The organism is Capnocytophaga sp. oral taxon 332 str. F0381, from assembly GCF_000318275.2.
Classification (GTDB): domain Bacteria; phylum Bacteroidota; class Bacteroidia; order Flavobacteriales; family Flavobacteriaceae; genus Capnocytophaga; species Capnocytophaga bilenii.
This window is the reverse complement of sequence record NZ_KB291294.1, coordinates 1-23,342: the sequence shown is the minus strand read 5'-3', so window position 1 is coordinate 23,342 and position 23,342 is coordinate 1. Positions and strand designations below refer to the sequence as shown.

Annotated in this window: 18 protein-coding genes and 1 pseudogene; 18 read left to right on the top strand and 1 reads right to left on the bottom strand. The window is 40.3% G+C overall.

The features are described from left to right. The first annotated feature begins 76 nt into the window (after nucleotides 1-76). From HMPREF9075_RS04600 to HMPREF9075_RS04575, 6 genes are all read left to right on the top strand, one after another. A complete protein-coding gene (locus HMPREF9075_RS04600) occupies nucleotides 77-1,870 on the top strand; it encodes a chloride channel protein (RefSeq protein WP_009415334.1) in 1,794 nt (597 codons plus the stop codon). Nucleotides 1,871-2,302: 432 nt separating this feature from the next. Further along, nucleotides 2,303-3,574: a leucine-rich repeat domain-containing protein gene (locus tag HMPREF9075_RS04595; protein WP_009415332.1), complete on the top strand. Its 1,272-nt coding sequence runs from the start codon at nucleotides 2,303-2,305 to the stop codon at nucleotides 3,572-3,574. Between the two features lie 372 nt (nucleotides 3,575-3,946). Then, nucleotides 3,947-5,152 (top strand): hypothetical protein, encoded by a 1,206-nt coding sequence (locus HMPREF9075_RS04590; protein ID WP_009415331.1) that lies wholly within the window; start codon nucleotides 3,947-3,949, stop codon nucleotides 5,150-5,152. 197 nt (nucleotides 5,153-5,349) lie between these two features. Beyond that, nucleotides 5,350-6,858 (top strand): F0F1 ATP synthase subunit beta, encoded by a 1,509-nt coding sequence (gene atpD, locus HMPREF9075_RS04585; protein ID WP_009415329.1) that lies wholly within the window; start codon nucleotides 5,350-5,352, stop codon nucleotides 6,856-6,858. Nucleotides 6,859-6,875: 17 nt separating this feature from the next. Next, nucleotides 6,876-7,109 (top strand): F0F1 ATP synthase subunit epsilon, encoded by a 234-nt coding sequence (locus tag HMPREF9075_RS04580; RefSeq protein WP_009415328.1) that lies wholly within the window; start codon nucleotides 6,876-6,878, stop codon nucleotides 7,107-7,109. A gap of 99 nt (nucleotides 7,110-7,208) precedes the next feature. After that, complete coding sequence (locus HMPREF9075_RS04575; RefSeq protein ID WP_009415327.1) at nucleotides 7,209-8,429, top strand: beta-ketoacyl synthase; 1,221 nt, start codon at nucleotides 7,209-7,211, stop codon at nucleotides 8,427-8,429. Here the strand turns inward: HMPREF9075_RS04575 and fabG are convergent. Further along, complete coding sequence (gene fabG, locus HMPREF9075_RS04570; RefSeq protein WP_009415326.1) at nucleotides 8,420-9,154, bottom strand: 3-oxoacyl-ACP reductase FabG; 735 nt, start codon at nucleotides 9,152-9,154, stop codon at nucleotides 8,420-8,422. The genes HMPREF9075_RS04575 and fabG overlap by 10 nt on opposite strands. A gap of 332 nt (nucleotides 9,155-9,486) precedes the next feature. Between fabG and HMPREF9075_RS04565 the strand changes: the two genes are divergently transcribed. The 12 genes and pseudogenes from HMPREF9075_RS04565 to rlmB all read left to right on the top strand — a co-directional run bounded on the left by HMPREF9075_RS04565 (nucleotide 9,487) and on the right by rlmB (nucleotide 23,268). After that, nucleotides 9,487-10,683: a porin gene (locus tag HMPREF9075_RS04565; RefSeq protein WP_009415325.1), complete on the top strand. Its 1,197-nt coding sequence runs from the start codon at nucleotides 9,487-9,489 to the stop codon at nucleotides 10,681-10,683. A gap of 10 nt (nucleotides 10,684-10,693) precedes the next feature. Then, nucleotides 10,694-12,031: pseudogene (locus HMPREF9075_RS04560) on the top strand (hydroxymethylglutaryl-CoA reductase, degradative); the annotation flags it as partial. Continuing rightward, complete coding sequence (locus HMPREF9075_RS04555; protein WP_009415323.1) at nucleotides 12,031-13,680, top strand: Ig-like domain-containing protein; 1,650 nt, start codon at nucleotides 12,031-12,033, stop codon at nucleotides 13,678-13,680. The pseudogene HMPREF9075_RS04560 and the gene HMPREF9075_RS04555, both read left to right, overlap by 1 nt. 2 nt (nucleotides 13,681-13,682) lie before the next feature. Beyond that, nucleotides 13,683-14,690, top strand: coding sequence for a BtrH N-terminal domain-containing protein (locus HMPREF9075_RS04550; protein WP_034556872.1), 1,008 nt, complete (start codon nucleotides 13,683-13,685; stop codon nucleotides 14,688-14,690). Nucleotides 14,691-14,695: 5 nt separating this feature from the next. Beyond that, the gene (locus tag HMPREF9075_RS04545) at nucleotides 14,696-16,063 is read left to right on the top strand and encodes an ATP/GTP-binding protein (RefSeq protein WP_009415321.1); all 1,368 of its coding nucleotides are present in this window, start codon (nucleotides 14,696-14,698) and stop codon (nucleotides 16,061-16,063) included. Then, on the top strand, nucleotides 16,044-16,421 hold the full coding sequence (locus tag HMPREF9075_RS13810) for an RloB family protein (RefSeq protein ID WP_009415320.1): 378 nt from the start codon (nucleotides 16,044-16,046) through the stop codon (nucleotides 16,419-16,421). Before HMPREF9075_RS04545 ends, HMPREF9075_RS13810 begins: the two co-directional genes overlap by 20 nt. A gap of 7 nt (nucleotides 16,422-16,428) precedes the next feature. After that, complete coding sequence (locus tag HMPREF9075_RS13805; protein ID WP_009415319.1) at nucleotides 16,429-16,713, top strand: hypothetical protein; 285 nt, start codon at nucleotides 16,429-16,431, stop codon at nucleotides 16,711-16,713. A 92-nt stretch (nucleotides 16,714-16,805) separates the two neighbouring features. Beyond that, on the top strand, nucleotides 16,806-17,249 hold the full coding sequence (locus HMPREF9075_RS04535; RefSeq protein ID WP_009415318.1) for a hypothetical protein: 444 nt from the start codon (nucleotides 16,806-16,808) through the stop codon (nucleotides 17,247-17,249). A gap of 5 nt (nucleotides 17,250-17,254) precedes the next feature. Next, nucleotides 17,255-17,449, top strand: a complete 195-nt coding sequence (locus HMPREF9075_RS04530) for a hypothetical protein (protein WP_009390311.1) — start codon at nucleotides 17,255-17,257, stop codon at nucleotides 17,447-17,449. Between the two features lie 10 nt (nucleotides 17,450-17,459). After that, entirely contained in the window at nucleotides 17,460-19,931 is a 2,472-nt protein-coding gene (locus HMPREF9075_RS04525) for a DUF4982 domain-containing protein (RefSeq protein WP_009415317.1), read from the top strand. Nucleotides 19,932-19,933: 2 nt separating this feature from the next. Continuing rightward, nucleotides 19,934-22,522 carry a DNA mismatch repair protein MutS gene (gene mutS / locus HMPREF9075_RS04520; RefSeq protein WP_009415316.1) on the top strand — a complete coding sequence of 863 codons (2,589 nt, stop codon included), beginning with the start codon at nucleotides 19,934-19,936 and terminating at the stop codon, nucleotides 22,520-22,522. Between the two features lie 5 nt (nucleotides 22,523-22,527). Further along, nucleotides 22,528-23,268, top strand: coding sequence for a 23S rRNA (guanosine(2251)-2'-O)-methyltransferase RlmB (gene rlmB, locus HMPREF9075_RS04515; RefSeq protein ID WP_009415315.1), 741 nt, complete (start codon nucleotides 22,528-22,530; stop codon nucleotides 23,266-23,268). The last annotated feature ends 74 nt before the right edge of the window (nucleotides 23,269-23,342 follow it).

Genomic DNA, 23,342 nt, shown 5'->3' with positions numbered 1-23,342 from the left:
AAAAACTTTGCCAAAGCTCTACAGACTATCGTCTCACGACCTTTGGCAAAGTTTTTATATGTTATTTTTTTGAATTATGGGGGTAGAACAGAAAAACTTTGTAAGAGACTTGCTGATATGGCGTGTAAAGCACATCAGTGAGCGGCATTTTATACTGATACTGAGCGGGGTAATAGGTATTGTTACAGGCTTGGCAGCATTGGCTATGCGTAGCTTTACACACTTGGTGCAATGGCTGCTAGACGGGCAATTGGCACAAACCATTACTTATGGCTTTTACTTTATACTGCCTACTATAGGTTTTGGGGTGGTGTATTTGGTGAAGAAATACGTAGTACGCAATGATGTGAACCACGGGATTCCTTCGATACTATATGCTGTAGCGCACCAAAAAGGAGTGATGAAGCGCTTTCAGGCATATGGTAGTTTGTTAGTAGCACCTATTACTATTGGGTTTGGGGGGTCGGTAGGTTTAGAGGGGCCTATGGTGGTTACGGGGGCTGGGATAAGTTCCAATATCTGTACTTTTTTTCATATCAACCAAACCAACCGTATGCTATTGCTAGCGTGTGCTTGCGCAGCGGCATTGGCTTCTATTTTCAAAGTGCCCATTGCGGCAATATTGTTTGCCATAGAAGTCTTCGGTCTCGATCTTACGCTCTCTTCACTCATACCGCTATTTATCGCTTCGCTTAGCGGGGTGTTTACTTCTTACTTTTTCTTTGGTAATGAAGCCCTTATCCCGATACAAATCACACAGGGCTTTTCGCTACAAGGCATTCCGTTTTATATACTATTAGGAGTTGTGGGCGGACTGATGTCGGCTTACTTTACTTATGTATATGAAAAGCTCAACGCCTATTTCAAAAAATTGGCTTCACCTTACCTACGGATTATAATTGGAGGCGCACTATTGGGGTTGCTTATCTTTATAATGCCACCATTATATGGTGAAGGACACGAAACTATCAACCATCTAAAAGAAGGACATCCTGAATTGTCCTTAAGCTCTAATATTTTTAATTGGGATTTAACGAACGCTTGGATTATCATATTACTACTTGCAGGGCTTACTTTTGCTAAGGTAATAGCCACTTCGCTTACCTTTGGTGCAGGAGGAGTGGGAGGTATTTTTTCGCCTATGCTGTTTATGGGAGGGGTAATGGGTAACTGCTTGGCACGGATTATCAACCAATTCCCCGTACTGGGCTATAAGGCTGAATTGCCCAACTTTACGATGGTGGGAATGACCGCTCTGATGACAGGAGTACTACACGCACCACTTACAGCAGTCTTCTTGATTGCTGAAGTAACAGGTGGTTATTCGCTATTAGTACCCGCAATGCTCACAGCAGCAGTGTCGTTCTTGGTAGCCAAATCCTTCAATAAATACTCTATTTATACGATGGAATTAGGGCGCAAAGGCGAACTCATCTCGCAAAACAAAGACCAATCAATACTTACCTTAATGAACTTTGAGCAGGTAGTAGAGCACAACTTTACTCCCGTATATACCGATATGAAACTCAGGGAAATAGTGTATGATGTAGTGCGCTATTCCAACAGAAATATATACCCTGTACTCGATAGAGAACACAATACACTGAAGGGAATATTGTTATTGGACGATATACGCCAGCTAATGTTTGATACTGAACAATACGACAAGATAGATGCCACGCAGCTAATGCAGTTGCCACCAGCCGTAATTACGATGGGTGAGGACAAAATGAGCTCTGTAATGGATAAGTTTCAGCAAACGGGAGCTTGGAATCTACCTGTGGTGAAAAATGGCGAGTACTACGGGTTTATCAGCAAATCAAAACTACTGAGCATTTACAGGCGCAAGCTGATTTACTTCACACAGTAACTGTTACACCTTAATAGTATAAGTTAGGCAAAAGCACCACACACTTTAGCAAAGTATTGAAACTTTGCTAAAGTTTTTTGTTTTCAGAGCAATCTTATCACCCAAAAAAAAATTATATATAAAACAACAAAAAACATCTTTTTTTGTTAATAATGCAATTACATATATCACAAATATCAGTAAAACACAAAAAAAAATATTATTTTAAAAAAATCAACAATTATAATGAAATACTATTACATTATCAACAAAAAGAATATATTTAATGAAAAATATTCAATAAAATAAGAAATTTTATATTGTTAAAGAAAGGTTAATGAAAAAATATTCAGAAAAATATAATTAAAAAAGTTTGTTATTAATAAAATTGTTTTTTACCTTTGCGGCGAATAATAGCTTAACTGAAGTATAAAACTAAAAACAAATTGAACGATGAATCTGAAGAAACTTCTCCAAAAAGGGATATTGCCATTGGCAACACTCCTTGTAGCAGGAACGCTAAGCGTGTCGTGCTCTAAAGATAATGAAGCTTTTAGACCTACCCCTGAGGCACGCCCCGCAGAGCCCAAAGTACCACCTGTAAAGAAAACCATTGGTGCTGCAACCCATAAAATTGTGGTAAATACCGAAAAGGGACCTGGTGAAAAAGTAAAATTGTTAATTTACGCTCGTGAAACGGAACGCTCCGATGTGTTTATAGACTGGAATAACAATGGTACTTATGATGAAGATACTGATGACCTTGTAACTAAATTTGAAAGAGATTACACAAAAGGAGCTTCTTATACCGAGTACGAACTAAAAGGAAGAGATTTTGCCGTATGTGGTAAGGTAATTCGTTTTGCTATAATGGACGAAAAAATAAAAGGGGTAGATCTCTCTGGGAATACGCTGGTAAAAGCTCTTGCCTTGGCAGGTACCAAAACCCTTACGCTTACAGGTTTAGACCTTAGTCGCCAGACTGATTTGCGAGAACTGCTCTTGCAAAGCGTGGTGTTGCCATCACTAAATGTGTCGCAAAATACTGCCTTAGAAAAATTAGTAATTAGCAAAACTCCTTTAACAAACATCAACCTAAACAACAATGTAAAACTAAAAACATTGTCGTTAAATAGTAATAAATTTACAAGTCTTGATGTTAGTAAAAACGTAGCTCTTGAAGTTTTCGCGTGTGCAGGCAATCAGCTTACGAGCCTTGATGTTACAAAGAACGTAGCCTTACAACAGTTTGCTTGTACAAGAAACAAAATCAGAACACTTGATGTTACCAAAAATACAGAGCTTGTACTTTTGTATGTAGGAGTTAATTCACTTACCACATTAGATATTAGTAAGAATACTAAAGTAAAAGATTTTGATGCAGGGTCTAACCAGCTTACAAGTTTAGATTTCAGTCGCTTAACTCAATTAGAAGAGGTACAAGTAAGTAATAATAGGCTCACAGCACTTGATTTCCGTTCTAATCCTAATATGAAACTTGTAGCTTGTAGCTTAAATCGTATCAGCTCAGCTGCATATACTCAGCTAATCAACGGACTGAAAGTAAATACAGAAGGTTTGATTCTTGTATTCTCTGAAGCAGCTAATGAGCAAAACGAAATTAGCGATGCTCAAGTAACAAAGCTCCGCAGCGAAAAGAAATGGAAAGTATTCAAACAAAAAGCCGATGGTACTATTATGCAAACTACCGCTGGTAACCAATAAAAAAACGACTAAGTATATAAATAAAGCGATTTTAGTTTATAAAGCAATCTGATAAGTTTTATAGCGATTTATCAAAAGGAGATTACCGAAAAAGGTAGTCTCTTTTTTCTTTCACTAATGACTAATAATTATATATAAATACTAAGAATAACTATTATTAACAATAAAAAACTAACAATTTAATGCATTAATTATAAATACAACAAAGTAACCTATTGTAATTATTTTTCTTCAGTATTACTTAGTTCAAAATAGTTAAAATCATTAAATATAAAAATATTTTTACATATAATTCAAAAAAAATACATTTTTATTTGCTTTTTTCAAAAAATCTTTATATTTTTGCCCCGAATTGTAATAATATTTCTAACTATGCAAAAGAAAAACCTGTTAAAAGCTGGGATTTATTCCCTATTAGTGGGAGCATCTATTATAGCTTGCTCAAAAAAAGGTACTGAAGAACAACAAAGTACTACTACTGTCAATGTGCAAACACCCGCAGGTGTAAACCAATGGGGTATAAAGCCTAATGTGAATGTAGAAGCTCCTTATATGGTGTTTCAAACACAGAATGATGCCAACACTCCACTAAGTATAAAAATAGACCCTTTATACTCAAGCACAGAAGTGTGGATTGATACCAACAACAATGGTGTTTTTGATAATGGTGTTGACGCAAAAGTAAGCAACTTTAGTGCTCCTGTAACTTTCAAAGTTACTAACAAAGTATGGGTAGTGTACGGAAAGGTACGTAAAATAAACGTAGCGAATAACAAAATCATTCAAGGTTATGTAGCTGGCAATACCTCTCTAAATACTTTAGACGTAAGCCATAATGAGCTAACAGCTGCTAATTTGTTGTCCTTGGTAAAAAGCCTACCCAGCAAAAGTGCTACCGAAGCTTCACACATTATCATAGTGAAAGACAAGAGTATTGGTACTGAAGAGCACAACCAGTCTAATGCCGAAGTGCTAAAAGCAGCTAAAGCACAAAAATGGGGTGTAAAACAACACGAAGGAGGCAATAGAATCTCTGACTTTACTGAAGAAGAAGCTCAAAACGACAATGGTGCTGCCAACTTACCTCGTATTCTTGTTAAAACCGATAAGCCTGTAGGTAGCTCTTTGCACTTTGATATTGAAGCTGCTGACATAGACGAAGCATTTTTTGATTTTAACAATAACGGAAGGTTTGACAGAGGCGATTTGAGAATATCACAAGCTCAAAAACAGTATACTATTGCTTCACAAGAGTTCACAATCTATGGTAAAATAACAGCTTTCTTGGTAAGCTCATTAGATGATCCTGAAAATGTTAAAAACGAGATTACTAGGATAAAATTTGAAAACAATAATAGTATTGGTCAAATAATGGTGTTTAACAATAAACTTTCGGAAGCGGCTATTAATGAATTGGTAGAAAGCCTTCGTACAATTCCTGCAGGAGAAAGAGGAACTATCATAATCAAGCTTAACGTTGGTGATAACAACGTTGTTACAAGCCAAGCTATTAGTAAACTAAAAGGTAAAAATTGGACCGTTCAGGAAATAAAAGACGGATGGTGGGCTGATCTTTAATACTGAAAATCAATAAGGTATACAAAAAGAGTTATTTTTTTAAGAAAAAAGTAACTCTTTTTTTTGTTTTTATTACTAAAAGTTTCTACATTTGCACAAAAATAATCACACTTTCCAACCAAAAGGAAATCTACAAAAAACAAAATAGAAAAACAAAACATATTTAGTAGTAAATTTAATAAATAAAATATAACAAGATGTCTCAAAAAGGTAAAGTATCACAGGTAATTGGGCCTGTAGTGGATGTAGAATTTGGCTCTGATAATGAGCTACCTCGCATTTACGACTCATTGGAAGTAGTAAAACCCGATGGTACTAAACTGATATTAGAAGTACAATCTCACATAGGCGAAGATGTAGTACGCGCCATATCAATGGATTCTACCGAAGGGCTAAGCCGCGATACCGAAGTAATCGCTACGGGTAGCCCTATAAAAATGCCTGTAGGGCATAATATATACGGAAGATTATTCAACGTAATGGGTGACGGCGTAGACGGGCTGGGCAACCTACCTAAAGACGGTGATAACGGACTCCCTATACACCGCCCTTCACCTAAGTTTGAAGACTTATCTACTTCTACTGAGGTACTTTTTACAGGTATCAAAGTAATTGACCTAATAGAACCTTATGCCAAAGGTGGTAAAATTGGACTTTTTGGAGGTGCTGGAGTAGGAAAAACAGTACTTATTCAAGAGCTTATCAACAACATCGCTAAAGGACACGGAGGGCTATCTGTATTTGCAGGAGTAGGCGAACGTACCCGCGAAGGAAATGACCTATTGCGCGAAATGCTCGAATCGGGCATTATTAAATACGGCGATGCTTTTATGGAATCTATGGAAGCTGGTGGATGGGACTTGAGCAAAGTAGACAAAGACGCTATGAAAGAATCTAAAGCTACTTTCGTATTCGGGCAAATGAATGAACCGCCAGGAGCACGTGCTCGTGTGGCTCTATCAGGGCTCACCATAGCCGAATACTTCCGCGATGGTGCTGGCGAAGGACAAGGTAAAGATGTGCTTTTCTTCGTCGATAACATTTTCCGCTTTACCCAAGCGGGTTCTGAAGTGTCGGCTTTGTTAGGGCGTATGCCTTCTGCCGTAGGTTACCAACCTACATTGGCTACCGAAATGGGGGCTATGCAAGAGCGTATCACCTCTACTAAACACGGTTCTATTACCTCAGTACAAGCGGTATACGTACCTGCGGACGACCTTACCGACCCTGCGCCTGCTACTACCTTTGCGCACTTAGATGCAACTACGGTACTTTCGCGTAAAATTGCCGAACTAGGTATCTACCCTGCTGTAGACCCGCTTGACTCTACCTCGCGTATCCTTACCCCCGAAATATTAGGTAAAGAACACTATGAGTGTGCACAACGCGTAAAAGAACTATTGCAACATTACAAACAATTGCAAGATATTATCGCTATATTGGGTATGGAAGAGCTGTCGGAAGAAGACAAGATAGCTGTAGCAAGAGCACGCCGCGTACAACGTTTCTTATCGCAACCTTTCCACGTAGCTGAACAATTTACTGGGCTACCTGGTGCTTATGTGGATATTAAAGATACTATCAAAGGCTTTAATATGATATTAGACGGTGAGCTTGACCACCTACCTGAGGCTGCTTTCAACCTAAAAGGTACTATTGAAGAAGTGATAGAAGCGGGTGAAAAAATGCTTGCTGAGGCTTCATAACTATTAAATAACCTATTATGACAGTAGAAATTTTGACCCCAGAGAGGTTGTTGTACAAAGGCGAAGCCACTGCCATTACCTTGCCAGGCGCTAAGGGTAAGTTCCAAGTTTTAGAACACCACGCCTCTATTATTTCCCTACTCACTGAAGGCGAAATAGTACTAGTAAATGGCAAAGAAACTAAAAATATAGCTATTGTAGGCGGCACCATTGAGTTCAACCACAACAAAGCTATTATTTTAGCCGATTAAGGAGTTTGTGCTCAGAGATAAATTTTAAGTGGGAGACTGTCCTGAGAGTTACGACTCTTGGACAGTCTTTTTTCTAATTTTGAATTACTTTTTTAGTTTATGAATCATCGTAGAGTAGTTATTACGGGAATGGGGATATACTCGTGTATAGGAACAAATATAGAGGCGGTGCGACAATCGTTGTACGAAGGTAAATCGGGGATTGTACTACTACCCGAGCGCAAAGAATACGGTTATCGCTCGGCACTCACTGGCTATGTACCCAACCCCGACCTCAAGCAGCTATTAGGGAGGCGCGAGCGCATATCGATGGGGCAGGAAAGCGAATTTGCTTATATGGCTACCTCAGAAGCCTTAGCACAAGCTGCTATCACTCCTAACTATCTACGCGAAAATGAAGTGGGTATATTGTATGGCAACGATAGCGTAGCAGGTTCAGTAATAGAAACAAACGACAAAATTAGAGAAAAACGCGATACTACTTTAGTAGGCTCGGGGGCAGTGTTCAAAACAATGAACTCTACCGTTACAATGAATCTTTCTACTTTGTATGGTTTGCGAGGTATCAATATGAGTATCAGTGCGGCTTGTGCAAGTGGTTCGCACGCTGTAGGATTGGCTTACTTATTGATACAAAGTGGTTTGCAAGACTGCATTGTATGTGGTGGTGCACAAGAAATCAACAAGTATAGTATGGGCAGCTTTGATGGGTTGGGGGTATTCTCGATGCGGGAAGATGATCCTACACGAGCTTCGCGTCCGTTTGATGCTGCTCGTGATGGGTTGGTGCCCAGTGGCGGGGCAGCTACTTTGGTTTTGGAAAATTATGAACACGCTATGCAGCGTGGTGCCACGCCTATTGCTGAAGTAGTGGGCTATGGCTTTTCGTCTAATGGGGGGCATATCTCTACCCCAAATGTAGAGGGGCCTGCACGAGCTATGGAACGTGCTTTGCAGAATGCTGGTTTGCGGGCTACAGACATAGATTACATCAATGCGCACGCTACTTCTACCCCTATAGGTGATGCCAATGAAGCCAAGGCTATTTATCAGCTTTTTGGGGGAAATACTCCTATAAGTTCTACTAAAGGACTCACTGGGCACGAATGCTGGATGGCTGGTGCCAGTGAGATTGTATATTCAGTAATAATGATGCAACATAGTTTTATAGCACCTAACCTGAATTTTGAGACTGCTGATGCTGATAGTGGTAGGTTGCGCATTATAGCCGAAACGACCCCGCAGCGTATCGATACTTTTTTGAGTAATTCGTTTGGCTTTGGGGGTACTAATTCGGCAATAATAGTGCGTCAGCTATAAATACCTCCGTTGATATTGATAACTTCTCCTGTAATATAGCTTGCTTTTTTAGACACGAGGAAAGAAACGAGGTCGGCGACTTCTTCGGCTTCGCCAAAACGCCCTACGGGTATGAGTTTTACCAAGTCGGGTTCGTTGAGAGAAGAGGTCATATCGGTGCGAATGAATCCTGGTGCTATGGCGTTTACGGTGATGTGCCGTTTGGCAACTTCTTGAGCGAGAGCTTTAGTAGCAGCAATAATAGCTCCTTTGGCTGCAGAATAGTTGGTTTGCCCTGCTGTTCCTTTTACTCCTGAAACAGAAGCAATATTGATAATACGCCCGTAGCGGTGGCGCAACATACGTTGTATAAAGAAATTAGTAACGTTGTAGAATCCGCCGAGGCTGGTATCTATAACTTTTTTCCAATCTTCTGGGGGCATCCACATAAATAGTCCATCACGATTGATGCCAGCATTATTTACAATTACTTCTACAACGGCATCTTTATTATCATTTTGCCACTGTGTGAGTGCCTCTACGGTACTTTGATGATTTGAGACATCGAATTTGACGATATTACCATCGCGTCCTAATTTTTTGATATGGTCTAAGGTTTCGCGTGCTGCGACTTCATTGGACTGATAAGTAATCAGGAGGTGATAATCGGTGTCGTGGGCTAATTTTTCGCAGATGGCGCGCCCTATTCCTCTTGAACCACCTGTAATGACTGCAAATTTTCTCATAGTATATCTTTTAGTCGTTAGTCTTTAGTCGTTAGTTGGGGGCTGTGTTAGTTCGCTGTCTTTCCTTCGCTCAACGTTCGCTCAACGTTCGCTTAACCTTCGTCACATACTCGGCTGCGCCAGCTCGCTGACTTTCCTTCGCTCAACCTTCGCTGATAGTCAGCTATAGCCAGCTTTTCTTTTGGCGATTGGTTGGGAGAAATTGGGGGAAGGGTTATTTTTTTATTTCTTGCAGCAAATATACAAAAAAGTTTTATATCTTTGCGGAATTAAACGAAAAAAAATGTGCAATTAAAATAATATAACAATCAATTAAAATAAAAAGTAATTCAATGAAAAAAATGTTTTTTACAGTAATGGTTTTGGGTGTTTTTGGAGGGCTTAAGGCTCAGGTAACTGATTCGCTCCCACAGGGGGTAACACCTACAGAAATAAAGGTAGTTGCTGAAGCGAAACCTGCGGTACCTTCGTTTGCTGAAAAGCTAAATATTGACCTTTTCTTTAGAGGAGGTATGGTGGCAGATAGTTATGACAATGATGCTCGCAACAACACTCGCTTTGTGATTGACAATGCGCGCTTGAACTTTCAGGGTGATTTCAATAAGGATTTGTTTTACCGCTTGCGTTTTCGCCCTAGTCGTCCTTTTACGGCTAACAGCCAAGATGGTGGGGCTAGTGCTTTGGACTATGCTTTTATTACTTATCGTTTTGGTGGGGCTAGGCAATGGGATGTAACATTAGGGAAACAACTTGCTGCTTTTGGTTCGTTTGAAAAGGAAATCAATCCGTTGTATGAATATATTTTTAGTGATTACTTGAATGGAGTTTACAACAATGTGTTTTTGTCGGGGTTGAACTTAGGCTATAAAGTTGATGACAAACAGCGTGTGGGTGTGCAATTGCACAATACTTTTAACAATACTTTTGCTGAACACTTGAAGGCTAATGGACTTTCGGCAGGAAACTTTAAGGCTTCTAAAACGCCTATAGGAGCTTATTTGTATTGGTATGCTGATTTTGGGAAGTTCAAATTGCGCTATTCGTACAATGTATCGCAGTATGCTGCTGACAAGCTAACGCATTCGGTAGCATTGGGCAACAGCTACAAGAGTGGCAAACACAGCGTGTATTTGGATTTGAGTTATTCGCATATGGCAGCAGATTACGGCACTACGGTATCTAAACTTTTGGCAGGAGTGGGTACCCCTACGATGGAGGGTGATGCTGTTTATAAACGTGCAGTGTCGCGCTATGATTATCAGCTTACTGACCGCTGGAGCTTGTCTGCCAAAGTGGGTGTAGAGCTTGCGGGTAGCACTCAGCAGCTAAGTGAGCAATTGCGCGCTAACTGGATATATTTTGGGGCTGTGCAATACGCACCACTACAGGGGCAGGATTTGCGTTTTTATGTGGCTTATGTGGGTAATACTATATCGTATTACGAGGCTTTGCACCGCAAAAATGAGCAGCTGAACAGAATTGCTATAGGTGCTTATTACACATTGCCTATACTAAAAACTAAGAACTAACACTAACACTAACAACATACAACTGAAAATGAAGCAAATAGAGGGTTTTTCAAAACTTAGTAAGCAGGAAAAGATAGCGTGGTTATGCCGCACTTATTTTGGTGATGTGAGTGATGCCGCTGCCTTATTTGAAAGGTATCACAACACTGATAGTGAACTGCAAAAGCTACACGATGAGTTTATAGAAAACACAGTAACTAACTACTACTTGCCTTTTGCTGTAGCTCCTAACTTTCTTATTGACGGGAAAACGTATACAGTACCTATGGCAATAGAGGAAAGTTCGGTAGTAGCTGCGGCAAGCAAGGCTGCAAAATACTGGCAAGGCAAGGGAGGCTTTCACACGCGGGTAGTAGCCACTGAAAAAACGGGGCAGGTGCATTTCTTTTTCTATGGAGAAAAGGAAGCATTGCAGGCTTTTGTAGATAGAACTACCCCTATAATGTTGCAACGAGCTGCCCCTATTACGGCTAATATGGAAAAACGTGGTGGGGGCGTTCGCTCGCTTGTATTGGTAGATAAAACGGAGGCTTTGGCGCATTACTACCAGCTATCGGCTACTTTTGAGACTCTTGATGCTATGGGGGCTAACTTCATCAACAGTTGTTTGGAATCGTTTGCAGAGACCTTTAGAGAGGAGGCTGAAAAAGAGGCTTCTATGCAGGGGCAATACGAGATTGTGATGTCGATACTTTCTAACTACGTGCCTAATTGTGTGGTGCGTGCAGAGGTGCATTGCCCTGTAGGTGAGCTAAAAATAGCGCACTTAGAGGGAGAAGCAGCTGCTAACAAATTTGTACAAGCGCTTGCTATTGCCAATGCTGATGTGTATCGTGCTACGACTCACAACAAGGGAATAATGAACGGCGTGGATGCTGTGGTATTGGCTACGGGTAATGACTTTAGAGCAATAGAGGCTGGTGCTCACGCTTATGCGGCTCGTACGGGTAGCTATAGGAGTTTGTCGGAGGCTTGGATAGAAGAGGGTGTATTTCATTTTGCTTTGGAGTTGCCGTTGGCACTGGGGACGGTAGGTGGGCTTACCAACTTGCACCCTTTGGTGAAAACAGCGTTAGAAATTTTGGAAAAACCTACGGCACGGCAACTGATGGGGATAGTAGCAAGTGTAGGGCTGGCACAGAACTATTCGGCAGTGAGTTCGCTGATAGGTTTAGGCATTCAGAAAGGGCATATGAAGATGCATCTGAACAATATACTGAATCAGCTACAAGCAAATGAGGAAGAGAAGAAAGTGCTTACGGCTTATTTCAAAGATAAAACGGTAACACATAGTGAGGTGAAGAGGGAGCTGGAACGATTAAAACTAACTACTAACGCAAATAACTAATGAGGAAATACTTATATTTTACGACAATAGTACTTATAGCGTTGGGCTTATGGCAGTGCGCACGGCGAGGCACCCCTACGGGAGGTCCGAAAGACGAAACACCGCCAGAGTTACTATTGGCTACACCGCCATCGGGAACTACAAACTTTGTAGGGAAGAAAATACGGCTACGCTTTGATGAATTTGTGGTTACGAAAGACCTTCGCAAGCAACTTATCATCTCTCCGCCGATGAATAATTTCCCTACGATATTGCCTAATTCGGCTTCTAAATGGTTGGAAATAAGAATTACAGATACCTTGCAAGCGAATACTACCTATGTGCTAAACTTTGGCAATAGCATACAAGATTACAACGAGAATAACCCTTATAGAGATTTTAAATATGTATTTTCGACAGGGCAAACGATTGATACGCTGTGGTATGAGGGTGATGTAGCAGACGCTTTTGAGCCTACAACCGATAACTTTGTAACGGTAATGCTGTACCCCTACAACGAACAATACAACGACTCGATAGTATACAAGCAAAAGCCGCTATACGTAACCAATACATTAGACAGCCTTAATTCATTTGCTTTTGAATATCTAAAAGAGGGCAAATACAAACTTATTGCGCTAAAAGACAAGGATAACAATTACTTATTCAACCCTAAAAGCGACAAGATTGGTTTTCTGGAAGCGCCTATTAGCGTGCACGACCTAAAAGGGCAGTCGCAGGGGGTTTATCCTAAGTTGCGATTGTTCAAAGAAGTATTGCCTTACAAAGCGAGCCGACCTTGGCAGGCTGCTACTAACCGCATTAGTTTGGGTTACGAAGGGGCTACCCATAGCCTTACGGTGAAACCTATAGGCGTAGGCGATGACTTTAAATATGTAGTTGCTAAAGACCCCAAAAAAGATACGCTGAACATTTGGTATTCTCCGAAGCAGAAAGATTCGTTGGTAATTGCTGTAGCACATCAGCAAAAGGTGGATACTTTCAGGGTGCGACTACGCGAAAGCAAAGATATAAAACCGGACAGCTTGCGAATAGAGAAACTTTTTTCAGCAGACTTGCCTATGAACAAGGACTTTGGTTTTAAAAGCAATATTCCTTTGGCAAAGGTAGATGCTTCTAAAATAAAAATCACTCAGGGGAAAGATTCATTGGCTAAGAAAATAGATTTTAAAGGAGAGCTGAGTGCCGACAAGCTCATATATTACTTAAAATTTGACAAGAAAAACGGCGAACGATTCAACATTCAACTACTGCCCAAAGCTATGGTTGATTTCTTTGGGCATAGCAACGACAGCCTGAAGGTGGCTATCAGCACAAAACCCTTAGAAGAACTATCGGTACTAAAATTGGCTATCAAAGGCGAGGGGGTAGCATTGCAGTTCCCTATAATACTACAGCTGACGGACAGCAAAGGCAAGGAGGTGAAAGAAACCTACCGCTTTGAAAAGCCTCAAGACCTGTACATACTACAATACATTACCCCTGCCAAATACCAACTTCGGCTTATAGAAGACCGCAATGACAATGGCAAGTGGGATACGGGCAATTTCCTAAAACATCTACAGCCTGAACGCGTATGGTTTTTGGGCAAAGAAATGGAACTGCGAGCCAACTGGGAAATAGAAGAGAATTGGCTGCTAAAAGATTAGAAATGATTATAGAATTTGAACATAAGCAATCGGCACACTGTGAAAATGGTGTGGCTTGCAATTTATTGCGTTTCAACGGAATAGAGCTAAGTGAGCCAATGGTGTTTGGCATAGGCTCTGGTTTGTTGTTTTTTTACTTTCCGTGGCTAAAGGTAAACCAAGCTCCTGCTATTAGCTACCGCACTATGCCAGGTCATATTTTTAGTAAAGTAGCTAAACGCTTGGGGTTTAAAGTAAAACGACAAAAATTTTCTTCGCCCGAAAAGGCGGCACAAGTACTTGATGCGAATCTTGAGAAAGGTATTCCGACAGGTTTGCAAGTAGGGGTATTCAACCTGCCTTATTTTCCTGATGAGTATCGTTTTCACTTCAACGCTCATAATATAGTGGTATATGGCAAAGAAGGCGACAGCTATTTGGTAAGCGACCCTGTGATGCCATCGGTGCATAGGCTTACCGCACAAGAGCTTACCAAAGTGCGCTTTGCTAGTGGGGTACTTGCCCCGAAAGGACATCTGTACTACCCTACTGAGCTGCCTAAAGAGCTTTCGCTAGAAAAAGCAATATGGAAAGGTATTGGGCAGACCTGCAAAACTATGCTTGCCCCTATGCCTATAGTGGGCGTTGCGGGCATTAAGAAACTGAGCAAAGATATACTAAAATGGCATAGAAAGCTGGGCGCTAAAACTACAAACTACTACCTTGCACAGCTAATACGTATGCAAGAAGAGATAGGCACTGGCGGGGGAGGCTTTAGGTTTATTTACGGAGCTTTTTTGCAAGAAGCGGGTAAACTTTTGAAAAACGATGCCTTAATAGCTCTTTCTGAAGAAATTACAAATATAGGTGATGCGTGGCGCGATTTTGCAGTAAATATTGCAAGATTGTATAAAAACCGAAGCACTCAAGCGGATGTGTACAGCACACTCTCTGCGCAATTGTACAACATAGCTGAAAGAGAAGAGGCTTTTTTTAAGAAACTGAAGGGTGTAGCAAAGAATAAAAAGTAAAGAATATGCTTATACGATTTCAAATAAAGAACTTATATTCGTTTGAAGAAGAGACAGAGTTTAACCTTCTGACTAACGATTCAGAACTATTGCCTCACCACAAAAAACACGCTAATGGGGTAGATTTTCTGCGTATGACTGCTATTTATGGAGCTAATGCCTCTGGAAAATCTAACTTTGTAAAAGCTATCGGTTTGCTAAAAGAAACGATAAAAAGAGGAAAAATTATAGACAACGCTAATGATTATAAGTTCAAACTTAGTAAGACAGCATTAACTGAGCCTATTTCATTGGGAATAGAATTGCTAACCAATAGTAAAATGTACTATTATACCCTTACTTTTGAACACAATCAAATACTCAATGAGGCACTGATAGAAACGTTTAAAGAAGGTGAAGATCGTGTAGTATTTGAACGTAGTTTAGCAGGTGAAACGCAACAAATACCTTTTATAGGAGGTAATGTAAAGGACGAAAAAGAACGTATGTTTTTGGAATTGCTCAGTGAAAAATTATTAAGCAAAGAAGAATTATTACTTACGTTCCTCGCACAGAAGTACCCCAACGAATATGCTGATATAGATAATGTGTTTAGCTGGTTTTCTGAAACTCTTATAGTTCTTTCTTCTTCCTTCAAAGTGAACGGAATGATACATCTCTTCAACATAAATAGTGAAATACGTGATTTTATCAATACATTCATACCTAATTTAAGTACTGGTATTGAAAAATTTCATATAAAAACCGATAGAATAGAAAAAACTTTTCCTAATCTGAGCGAAGAAAACAAAAAAGAACTTATTGATAAAATAAAAAGAGAAGGTAATGAAGGAGCTGCTTTTTATGATAATTATACAAGAGAAGAAGTAGGTATTGTTTTGGGTGAAGACAACCATCTTTACACTAAACGCTTATTTACAGAACACCTAGGCAGAAATGGTTACAAAGGGCAGTTTCCTTTCAGATTGGAATCAGACGGCACTAAGCGCCTATTAGAATATGCGCCTCTTATCAGTGATGTCATCAATAATGAACAAGTGTATATAGTAGATGAAATAGAGCGCAGCATTCACCCGATGATGATAAAAGAGCTTATTAAAAAAATATCATCAGACCCTACCGCTAAGGGGCAACTTATTTTTACCACTCACGAATCGTGTTTGTTAGACCAAGAGATATTGCGCCCTGACGAAATTTGGTTTACCCAAAAAGATATGGGAGGAGCAACCCAAATGTATTCACTCAGCGATTTCAATATCAGCAATACCGCTACTGTTGAAAATGACTACCTCAATGGGCGTTATGGAGGTATTCCTTTTTTATCAAACTTAAAAGAACTTAATTGGCATACCGATGAAACCATACCTAAATAGAAATAATAAATATGAGCGGAAAGCCCCTACTCGCGAAGCTAAAAAAGTGTACATCTTTTGCGAAGGCGATAGAGAAGTAAGCTATTTTAATTACTTCACTGGCATTTCGTCTAATATTGACATTATCCCCATTGGGAATGAAGATGGTAAATCAGACCCATTGAAGCTCAAAGAACAAGCAGGAATCTTTTTTCAAAAAAATTCTTTAAGTGCCGACTATCGCGATGAAGTATGGTTTGTAATTGATACCGACCGCTGGAATGAGAACAACAAAATAACTCAGCTAAAAGATTTTTGCACACAGAAAAAAACAGATAAAAATAGTTGGGAAGTAAGCCAAAGCAACCCCCTCTTTTGAAGTTTGGTTGTATTACCACTTTATAGATGAAAAACCGGAAGAGAAAGAAGTAAAGGCTTACCCAACTTTTAAAGCGTTTTTAAACGGTAAAGTAAAAGGAGGTTTTGATGCACGCAAAGATCCTATACATATAGAAACAGCCATAGATAATAGCTTGAAGCACTATGCCAAAGACAATAAAGGACAGCCTATACTTTATACCACTGAAGTACATAATTTAGCCAATAGTATCTATCCTTTTTTGAAAGAAACTATACAACAGCTCCTTAAAAATACATCGGTTTTGAGTTGAGTGGGGCAATTGTGGGACAAAAGTTTGTGATTAGAATTATTTTTGTACCTTTGCAGAGGGAATTTGAAGAAAATTAAACAACCTTTTTTATTATGAGTAATCTACCAAAATATGAAGTGAAAATTGGTGAAACAGCTCTTATCTATAATTTTATTAGTGAAGGAAGCAAAGGGAAGATTATCAAAATCATCTCTTTTCAAGAAACTAATATAAACAATTTTTATAACTTAGGACTTGTAGATGAAAATCCTATCACCGGAGAATTAGATGATCAAGTAGTTTCTAATAATGGAGATACAGAAAAGGTATTAAATACTGTTGTTTCTGTTATTTATGATTTCACAGAACTTTTCCCTAATGTGTGGATATACGCTGAAGGGAGTACCCCTTCCAGAACAAGGTTATACCAAATGAAAATTGTAAAATATTTTGATATTGTTATAAGAGATTTTCACTTGTTATGCCTTTTGAATGGAGAATGGGAGGAATTTCGCCCTAAAGTTAATTATGAAGGCTTTGCGATAAAAAGAAAATAAAGACCATGAGCACAAAAGAAAAACAAATAAACAATCACCCTATGGTGAAAAAACCTTTGAGAAAAACATCTCATTATACAGTCTTAGAGGTAGATACCTCTCTAGACAAATATCTAAATGCACCTATTTTTACTAAAAAATTAGCGCGTGTAAATGAAAAATTAGAAAAGGTAGGCTTACCTAAAACTATTGTAAATTAAACATTTAGAAATGAATAAAATCAACCTTTTACTACTGATAAGCTTAGCTACTATAAACAGCTGGACTCAGGAACAGACCCTTGAAAAAGGATGGAAATTTAGCAGAGAGGATAATCCTGAGTTTTCGGAATCTACTTATAACGATGGTCATTGGCAAAGTGTTACAGTGCCGCACGATTGGGCTATCTATGGTCCGTTTGATATGGAAAACGACATTCAGCGCACTGCTATTAAACAAGATGGACAAAAAGCGGCTATTGAACACACAGGACGTACGGGTGGGCTTCCTTTTGTGGGCGTGGGCTGGTACCGCACAACTTTTGATGTTTCGACTCTTACTAACGAAAAAGAGGTTTTCGTGCAATTCGATGGGGCAATGAGCAACCCCGAAGTGTACATAAACGGGCAAAAAGCGGGCGAATGGCACAATGGATACAACACTTTTTTCTTGAATATTACCCCTTATGTAAAAGCTAAAAACAATACACTTGCGGTACGCCTTAACAACCTTACGCAAATGTCGCGTTGGTACCCTGGGGCAGGTTTGTATCGCAATGTGCATATCATCACTAAAAACAAGACTCATATCCCGATTTGGGGCATACAAATTACTACTCCTGAGGTAACTAACAACTTTGCGAAAGTAGTGGTAAACACAGAGTTTGTAGCTGCTAAAAAAGAAGCTATTGCGGCAGAAACTACTATCTTTAACCAATGGGGCGAAAAAGTAGCCCACAGCAGCAACCAAGCGACAGCCTATACTACTGACAAAATTACTACAGAACTATATATTGACAAACCTCTTTTGTGGGATATTGGCAAGCCTAATCTTTACAAAGCTGTTACCAAATTGTATGAAAATGGACAGCTAAAAGATGAGGTAAGTACCACTTTTGGGGTTCGCACTATAGAACTTAAGCCCAACGATGGATTGTACCTCAACGGGCGAAAAATAAAAATACAAGGGGTATGTATGCATCACGATTTAGGGGCTCTTGGGGCAGCTGTGAATGAGAGCGCTATTCGCCGCCAAATACGAACAATGCAGGATATGGGTGCTAATGCAATTCGCACATCGCACAATATGCCTGCTCCTGAATATGTGCGTGCTGCAGATGAATTGGGAATGCTATTGGCAGTGGAAAGTTTTGACGAATGGGCAATTGCGAAGGTAGAAAACGGCTATCACCTATACTTCAAAGAATGGGCTGAAAAAGACCTCACTAACCTTGTAAAACACTATCGCAACAACCCAAGCGTACTGATGTGGTTTATAGGCAACGAGGTAGAAGAACAAAGTGCTGAAAGCGGTTCGCAAGTAGCCTACTACTTACAAAGTATCGTACAAAAACTTGACCCCACACGCCCCGTGAGTAATGGTATGGACAGACCGCAAGACATTTTGCGCAACAATATGGCAGCGACAATGCAGTTGGCGGGGTTCAACTACCGTCCGTTTAAATACCGAGAAGCCTATAAAAAGTTGCCACAGCGTTTGTTTTTGGGTAGCGAAACGGCTTCAACGGTGAGTTCGCGTGGGGTATACAAATTTCCTGTGGTACGAAAATCGATGGCAAAGTATGCTGATATGCAATCATCATCATACGATGTAGAGCACTGTGGATGGTCGAATTTACCAGAAGACGACTGGATACACCAAGAAGATTTGCCTTATATGATAGGTGAATTTATTTGGACAGGGTTTGACTATTTAGGAGAACCTACGCCCTACTATGTGGAATGGCCTTCGCATAGTTCTTATTTTGGTGCTGTAGATTTAGCAGGCCTTCCGAAAGACCGCTTCTACCTATACCGCTCGCATTGGAACAAAGAGGCTGAAACGCTTCATATTCTTCCGCATTGGAACTGGGAAGGGCGCGAAGGAGAAACAACCCCTATATTCGTTTATACTAATTATCCTTCGGCAGAGCTTTTTATCAATGGGAAAAGCCAAGGGAAACGCTATAAAGATCTCAGCATCAAACTAGAAGAGGAGGAAAAAGATGGCAACCCTGAAGATTTGGAACGCCAAAAGCGTTACAGACTGATGTGGATGGACACTAAATACGAAGCGGGGGTAGTGAAAGTAGTAGCTTATGACAACAATGGCAAAGCGGTGGCGGAAAAAGAAATACGCACCGCAGGCAAGCCTTACGCTTTACGCCTTATAACTCATAAAGAAACGGCTTTTTCGCCCAATGGAAAAGACCTTGCTTACATAACTGTAGAGGCAGTGGACAAGGATGGCAATTTGTGCCCCAATGTGAATGATTTGGTAACCTTCAGCGTAAAAGGTGTGGGAAGCTATCGCGCAGCAGCTAATGGCGACCCTACTTGTACCGATGTATTCCACTTGCCTAAGATGCATCTTTTCAATGGAAAATTGGTAGTAATAGTACAATCGGGTGAGGAGAAAGGCAAAACAACACTAAAAGCGCAAAGCAAGCGATTGAAGGGAGAAATAACAATTATAAGTGAATAATTATGGCAAAAGAAACCCCGCTAATGAAGCAATACAACCAGATAAAGAGCAAATATCCTGATGCGTTATTGCTTTTCAGAGTTGGTGATTTCTACGAAACTTTTGGAGAAGATGCGGTAAAAGCAGCTGCGGTGCTTGATATAGTGCTTACTAACCGAAATAACGGCACGGAGCGCTCGGAGTTGGCAGGCTTTCCGTATCACTCTATCAATACGTATTTGCCACGCCTTGTAAAAGCGGGGTATAGAGTAGCCATATGCGACCAATTGGAAGACCCCAAAACGGTGAAAGGAATCGTAAAACGGGGTGTTACTGAATTAGTTACCCCTGGTGTTGCCCTAAACGATGACATACTACAATCTAAAAGCAATAATTTTTTGGCTTCGGTATGGATAGGCAAGCAAGTGAATGGGGTTGCTTTTTTGGATGTATCGACAGGAGAGTTTTTGGTATCGCAAGGCGACAAGAGCTATATAGATAAATTACTACAAAACTTTCACCCTAGCGAATTGCTTATCGCTAAACATCAAAAGAAAGAATTTGCAGCAGCTTTTGGCGGTGATTTTCATTGTTTTTATTTAGAAGACTGGGTTTTTAAAGAAGATTATGCCCAGCAACTGCTCACCAAGCATTTTCAAACAAACTCTCTGAAGGGCTTTGGTGTAGAAGAGCTTACCGATGCTTTGCTTAGCGCGGGGGCTATATTGTACTATCTATCGGAAACACAACATCACCAGTTACAGCACATAACACGTATACAGCGAATTGCCGAAGAGGCTTATGTGTGGCTTGATAAATTTACGATTAGGAATTTAGAGCTTTATACGGGTAGTTCGGCACAATCGGTGAGTTTGCTGGATGTGATTGATAAGACGCTTTCGCCAATGGGCAGCCGTACCCTGAAGCGATGGCTGGCACTTCCGCTAAAAAAGATAGAAAAAATACGACAACGACACGAGGTAGTAGCTTACTTCTTGAAACAACTACCCGAATTAGAAAGCATAAAAGAGCATATAGCGCGCATAGGTGATATTGAGCGGCTGATATCAAAAGTCGCTACACAAAAGATTAATCCGCGAGAGGTGGTGCAATTGTGTAGCTCATTGGAACATATTCCGCAAATAAAACAACTATGCTTGACTTCAGGCAACGAATCGCTAAGCTTATTGGGCGACAAATTGCACGACTGCCAGCAGCTGTGTGCACGCATACGCGAAACCCTCAATGAAGAGGCTCCGGTGAATATTGCTAAAGGTAATGCTATTGCTGCGGGCTATTCGGCAGAATTGGACGAATTGCGAGGATTATCGCATTCGGGAAAGTCGTATTTGGACGATTTACTGCTAAGAGAAACCCAACGCACGGGTATTCCTTCGCTAAAAATAGACAATAACAATGTTTTTGGTTATTATCTTGAAGTGCGCAATACGCATAAAGACAAAGTACCTGCCGACTGGGTGCGCAAACAGACTTTGGTGAATGCTGAGCGTTATATCACCAATGAGCTGAAAGAATATGAGGCAAAAATACTGGGGGCTGAAGAGAAAATAGGGCAATTGGAACAAGCCCTTTATGCTGAGCTTCTGAACTATATAGCTGAATATATAGCCCCTGTGCAGCAGAACGCTATCTTGGTAGGGCAAATAGATTGCCTTGCGGGCTTTGCAACACTTGCTTTACAAAACAATTATCAGCAGCCTGAAATGAGTGATGACTATGTAATAGACATCAAGGAAGGGCGACACCCTGTAATTGAGAAACAATTACCTATAGATACCCCTTATATTGCTAACGATGTGTATTTAGACCGTGAGCAGCAACAAATTATAATGATTACGGGTCCTAATATGTCGGGTAAATCGGCAATATTGCGGCAAACAGCACTCATCGTATTATTAGCACAAATAGGTAGTTTTGTGCCTGCTACCTCAGCACACATAGGGATTATTGATAAGATTTTTACTCGTGTGGGGGCAAGTGATAATATATCGCTGGGAGAATCTACTTTTATGGTAGAGATGAACGAAGCGGCACTGATACTAAACAATATATCGGAACGCAGCTTGGTGCTTTTGGACGAGATTGGTAGGGGGACAAGTACTTATGACGGTATCTCGATAGCGTGGGCTATAGCAGAGTACTTGCATCAGCACCCTTCGCGCGCTAAAACGCTGTTTGCAACCCACTACCACGAGCTTAATGAAATGACAGAGAGCTTTGAACGCATCAAGAACTACAACGTATCGGTAAAAGAAACCACTGACAGCGTGCTTTTTTTGCGTAAATTGGTTGCTGGAGGTTCGGCACATAGTTTTGGGATACACGTAGCTAAAATGGCAGGTATGCCCCAATATGTAATACAGAAAGCTAACAAAATGCTTCAGAAGCTAGAAGAAAACCACAATATAGCACCGCAAACTTCTTTGAAAAGTAGCAATAAAGAGATGCAGCTTAGTTTTTTTGACCTCAACGACCCTCTATTAGAAGAACTAAAAACAGATTTGTTGGGCTTAGACCTCAATACCCTAACCCCTATTGAGGCTTTGATGAAGCTAAATGAAATGAAGGCACGTTTTAAAACTAATAAATAACTGAAATGCAAGAAATACAAGAACAGCAAATATATGGCATACGAGCGGTAATAGAAGCCGTGAATGCAGGCAAAACCATTGATAGGGTATTTTTGCAGAAAGGACTGCAAGGGACACTTTATAAAGAACTATTGACGACACTGCAAGGGGCACAAATAGCTACACAATACGTGCCTATAGAAAAGCTGAACCGAATGAGTAAGAAAAACCACCAAGGGGTAATTGCTACCTTGTCGCCTGTAGAATATCAGGATTTTGAAGAATTGGTAATTGGAGTAACCGAGAGTGGCAAAGTGCCTCTTTTCTTGATATTAGACCACTTGCAAGACGTGCGAAATTTTGGAGCTATAGTACGTACCGCTGAATGTACAGGGGTATCGGGGATTATAATTCCGAAGCGCGGGAGTGTAAGCGTTACAGCCGATGCGGTAAAAACCTCGGCAGGAGCCGTTTTCAGAGTGCCTATATGCAAAGTAGACAACTTGATTGATGCTGTGTATTACTTGCAAGGTAGCGGCATCAGGGTAGTAGCTGCTACAGAAAAGACTAATAATCTGCTTTATAGCGAAGATTTTACCACTCCTTTGGCAATAGTAATGGGTGCCGAAGATGTAGGCATTTCGGGAGGGGTACTAAAAGTAGTAGATAGCCGAGTGAAATTACCTATGGCAGGCGAAATTGGGTCGCTAAATGTTTCGGTAGCTTGTGCTGTATTTTTGTATGAAGCAGTAAGACAACGAGAGTAATTTTGAATTTTGAATTTTAAGAGCCTGTCGGAAAAGTTTGGTTTCGTGAGGGCGATTTGCCAATCGCCCCTACA